Source organism: Aminobacter sp. P4_H6_2, assembly GCF_056400805.1.
Map to the genome: position 1 here is coordinate 1 of NZ_JBFUKO010000516.1, position 3,950 is coordinate 3,950.

Consider the following 3,950-nt stretch of genomic DNA (forward strand, 5'->3'; position numbering starts at 1 on the left):
GTATTACTTCATGAACCGCAATCTGCACGTGATTGTGGCTGGCGTACGTGGTGTCTTGTTTGCGGTGGCTATACGGTCTATTGCGAAAGTCAGCCGGACGGGGGTCAAGGCAACGATATCGGGAATCCACTGTGAAGGGCATCATACTAGCCGGTGGTAGCGGCACGCGACTCTACCCAGCGACGCTTGCGGTCTCAAAGCAGATATTGCCGATCTATGACAAGCCGATGATCTATTATCCGCTTGGCGTTCTGATGCTGGCGGGTATCCGCGACATCCTGATCATCTCGACGCCGCGCGATCTGCCGCAGTTCCAGCAGCTTCTGGGCGACGGATCGGCCTTTGGCGTGTCGTTTTCTTATGCCGAGCAGCCCTCGCCGAACGGGCTGGCCGAGGCCTTCATCATCGGGCGCGAGTTTATCGGCACAAGCCCGGTGGCGCTGATCTTGGGCGACAACATCTTCTACGGCGATGGGCTTTCGGAGCGCTGCCGCACCGCTGTCGGCCGCGAAAGCGGTGCGTCGGTGTTTGCCTATCAGGTCGAGGACCCGCAGCGCTACGGTGTCGTGAGTTTCGACAAGGCGACCCAGCAGGCGCTGACGATCGAGGAAAAGCCGACTGAACCGAAGTCGAACTGGGCGGTCACCGGGCTTTATTTCTACGACAATTCGGTCGTCGACATCGCCGCGTCGATCAAGCCGTCCGTTCGTGGCGAGCTTGAGATCACCGACGTCAACCGCACCTATCTCGATCAGGGCAAGCTGCACGTGGTTCGATTGGGCCGCGGTTATGCCTGGCTCGACACCGGAACCCATGACAGCCTGCATGACGCCTCGTCTTTCGTGCGCACGATCGAACATCGCCAGGGCATCAAGATCATGTGTCCCGAAGAGATCGGCTTTGAACTGGGCTGGCTCACCGACGAAGAGGTGCTGCGCCGCGCCGCCTCGCTCGGCAAGACCGAGTATGCGCGCTATCTCGAACGGCGGGTCAGGGAAATCAGCCATGGTTAAAGTGCGCAAGCTTGGCCTGGACGGCGTCTTGGAGATCCGGCCAGCCAAATTCGAGGACGAACGCGGCTTCTTTTCCGAGACATGGAACGCCGGGAAACTGGCATCGGCTGGCATCCATGTCGACTTCGTGCAGGACAACCAGTCGCTGTCGCGGGCACGCGGGGTGATGCGCGGCCTGCATTTCCAGACGCCGCCCTTCGCCCAGGACAAGCTGGTGCGGGTGCTGCGCGGCGCGATCTTCGATGTCGCCGTCGATATCCGCAAGGGCTCGCCCAGCTATGGCAAATGGGTCGGGCTGACGCTGTCGGACAAGCAGTGGAACCAGATCCTGGTGCCCAAGGGTTTTGCGCATGGCTTTGTCACGCTGGAACCCGACACCGAGGTCGTCTACAAGGTGTCAGCGCCCTATTCGCAGCCGCATGACCGCTCGATCCGCTTCGATGATCCCGACATCGCCATTGACTGGCCGGTGCCAACAGCTGAAATGATCCTGTCGGCGAAGGATGCTGCAGCACCCTTGCTGGCTGAAGTCGAAACCGGATTTGTCTACTCGTGAAGCACGCTCTCCAAACTGTTTTGGTCACCGGCGGCGCCGGTTTCATCGGCTCGGCCGTCTGCCGCCATCTGGTCGGCACCGGCAATTACCGTGTCGTCAATCTCGACAAGCTGACCTATGCCGGCAACCTGACGTCGCTGCGTGATCTCGAAGGCAATCCCAACTATGCCTTTCACCACGCCGACATTTGCGACACCGACGCCGTGCGCCAGATCCTTTCGGACGAGAAGGTCGAGCTGGTGATGCATCTGGCGGCCGAAAGCCATGTCGACCGCTCGATCGACGGGCCGATGGCGTTTGTCACCACCAATGTCGTCGGCACCGCAAGCCTGCTGTCGGCCGTGCTCGACCATTGGCGCAGCCTTGGCGACGAGGCACGCAAGCGCTTCCGCTTCCATCATGTTTCGACCGACGAGGTTTTTGGCGACCTGCCTTTCGATTCCGGCGTCTTCACCGAGGAGTCGCCCTACAAGCCGTCATCGCCCTATTCGGCGTCGAAGGCGGCATCCGATCATTTCGTCCGCGCCTGGCACGAGACCTACGGGCTGCCGGTGGTGCTGTCCAACTGCTCCAACAATTACGGTCCCTATCATTTCCCTGAAAAGCTGATCCCGCTGGTCATTGCCAATGCGCTCGATGAGCAGCCGCTGCCGGTCTACGGCAAGGGCGCCAATGTGCGCGACTGGCTGTTTGTCGAGGACCACGCCAGGGCGCTGGAAGCGGTGATGACCAAAGGCCGGGTCGGCGAGAGCTACAATATCGGTGGCCGCGCCGAGCGCACCAATCTCGAAGTCGTTCAGACCATCTGCGCCTTGCTCGATGCCCGCCGGCCAAGGGCCGGCGGTCAATCCCATCTTAACCTCATCGCCTATGTCACCGACCGCCCCGGCCACGACCGGCGCTACGCCATCGACCCGACCAAGAGCGAGCACGAGCTCGGCTGGACGCCGGAGGAGACCTTCGAGACTGGTCTTGCCAGGACCATCGACTGGTATCTCGCCAATGGCTGGTGGTGGCGGCCGATCCGCGAGCAGCGTTTCGACGGCAGCCGCCAGGGACTGGTTGGCGCCAAGTGAAGATCCTGGTGACAGGCACGTCGGGCCAGCTGGCCCGTTCGCTTGCGGTGCAGGCAAAGGCCAGGGCCGAGATCGTGCTGGTCGGCCGACCCGATCTCGACCTTGAGAACCCGGCGACCTTCGCCCCGGTGCTGAAATCGGTCGCACCCGACATGGTGATCAATGCGGCAGCACATACCGGCGTCGACCAGCAGGAAGATGAGCCCGAACGCGCCTTTCGCCTCAACGCCGAGGCACCGGCTGAACTGGCACGCCTGACCAGGCTTGCCGGCATTCCGATCGTCCATATCTCCACCGACTACGTCTTCGACGGTCGCTCTGTGCGGCCTTACGTCGAGACCGACACGCCCAATCCGCAGACGGTCTATGGCCGCAGCAAACTGGCCGGCGAAGACGCGGTGCGCGCCGGCAATCCCGATCACCTGATCGTCCGCACCGCCTGGGTGGTCAGCCGCTACGGCCGCAATTTCGTCAAGACGATGTTGTCATTGGCGACGACGCGCGATCGCCTGCAGGTCGTAGCTGACCAGTTCGGCAACCCGACCGAAGCCCATGACCTTGCCGATGGCCTTTTGGCGGCGGCAATGATCCGGCGCCGCGAAGGCGGCTTTCCCGGCGGCCTCTATCATCTCGCCGGCCAAGGCCGGGCAAATTGGTACGACCTGGCGAGCCATGTCTTTGCGGTCAGCGCTTCGCTTGGCGGACCAACGGCTGCGGTCGAGCCGGTCGGCAGCGACCAGTGGCCAGCCAAGGCGGCGCGTCCGGCGAACTCGGAACTCAACTCGGACGCGTTCTTTAGCGACTTCGGCTATCGCGCCGGTGATTGGAAAGACAGGGTCCAGGCATTGGTCGTGGAACTGGCGGCAGGCACCAAAGATTGACAATGTTGGTTTCCCGGACAATTTGGGAGTGACCTCGCTTGAGGCGTTGGTCTATCGGTCGATGTCGGTCGTCGACCTCGGTGCATGTGGAGCGAAGCTGAACATCGTATGAAGATAGATGTCGATCTGGTTGTCGTCACCCACAACAGTGGGCGTGTCATGGAGGCTTTTACAAAAAGCGTTCCAGATAGCGTGAATGTTATTGTCGCCGACAACGCCAGTTCTGACAATTCAACTGTTCTCGCGTCCGCCAGTGGGGCGACGGTGGTCGAAATCGGCAACAATGTTGGTTACGGCGGCGCTTGTAATGTTGGGGCTTCTGCCGGCACTGCGACGTTCCTGCTCTTTGTCAATCCTGACCTCAGGATCGAAGCCGGTGCTGTCGAAGCGCTTGTTGCCGCTGCCAATGCCTATCCCGATGCGG

Annotated in this window: 5 protein-coding genes; all 5 read left to right on the forward strand. The window is 61.5% G+C overall.

All coding sequences use genetic code 11. The annotated features are described in order from the left end of the window. The first annotated feature begins 131 nt into the window (after positions 1-131). Positions 132-1,013 carry a glucose-1-phosphate thymidylyltransferase RfbA gene (gene rfbA, locus AC1DUU_RS25575; RefSeq protein WP_476786175.1) on the forward strand — a complete coding sequence of 294 codons (882 nt, stop codon included), beginning with the start codon at positions 132-134 and terminating at the stop codon, positions 1,011-1,013. Continuing rightward, the gene (rfbC, locus tag AC1DUU_RS25580) at positions 1,006-1,569 is read left to right on the forward strand and encodes a dTDP-4-dehydrorhamnose 3,5-epimerase (protein ID WP_476786176.1); all 564 of its coding nucleotides are present in this window, start codon (positions 1,006-1,008) and stop codon (positions 1,567-1,569) included. Before rfbA ends, rfbC begins: the two co-directional genes overlap by 8 nt. After that, positions 1,566-2,645 carry a dTDP-glucose 4,6-dehydratase gene (rfbB, locus tag AC1DUU_RS25585; protein ID WP_476786177.1) on the forward strand — a complete coding sequence of 360 codons (1,080 nt, stop codon included), beginning with the start codon at positions 1,566-1,568 and terminating at the stop codon, positions 2,643-2,645. The genes rfbC and rfbB overlap by 4 nt, the downstream gene beginning before the upstream one ends. Next, on the forward strand, positions 2,642-3,526 hold the full coding sequence (gene rfbD, locus AC1DUU_RS25590) for a dTDP-4-dehydrorhamnose reductase (RefSeq protein ID WP_476786178.1): 885 nt from the start codon (positions 2,642-2,644) through the stop codon (positions 3,524-3,526). The genes rfbB and rfbD overlap by 4 nt, the downstream gene beginning before the upstream one ends. A 108-nt stretch (positions 3,527-3,634) precedes the next feature. After that, on the forward strand, positions 3,635-3,950 hold a 316-nt coding region (locus AC1DUU_RS25595; protein ID WP_476786179.1), incomplete at its 3' end, for a glycosyltransferase family 2 protein.

What these genes read in the sequence shown, in the direction of transcription:
- rfbC (WP_476786176.1), top strand. Translation starts at nt 1,006, where the DNA reads ATGGTTAAAGTGCGCAAGCTTGGCCTGGACGGCGTCTTGGAGATCCGG.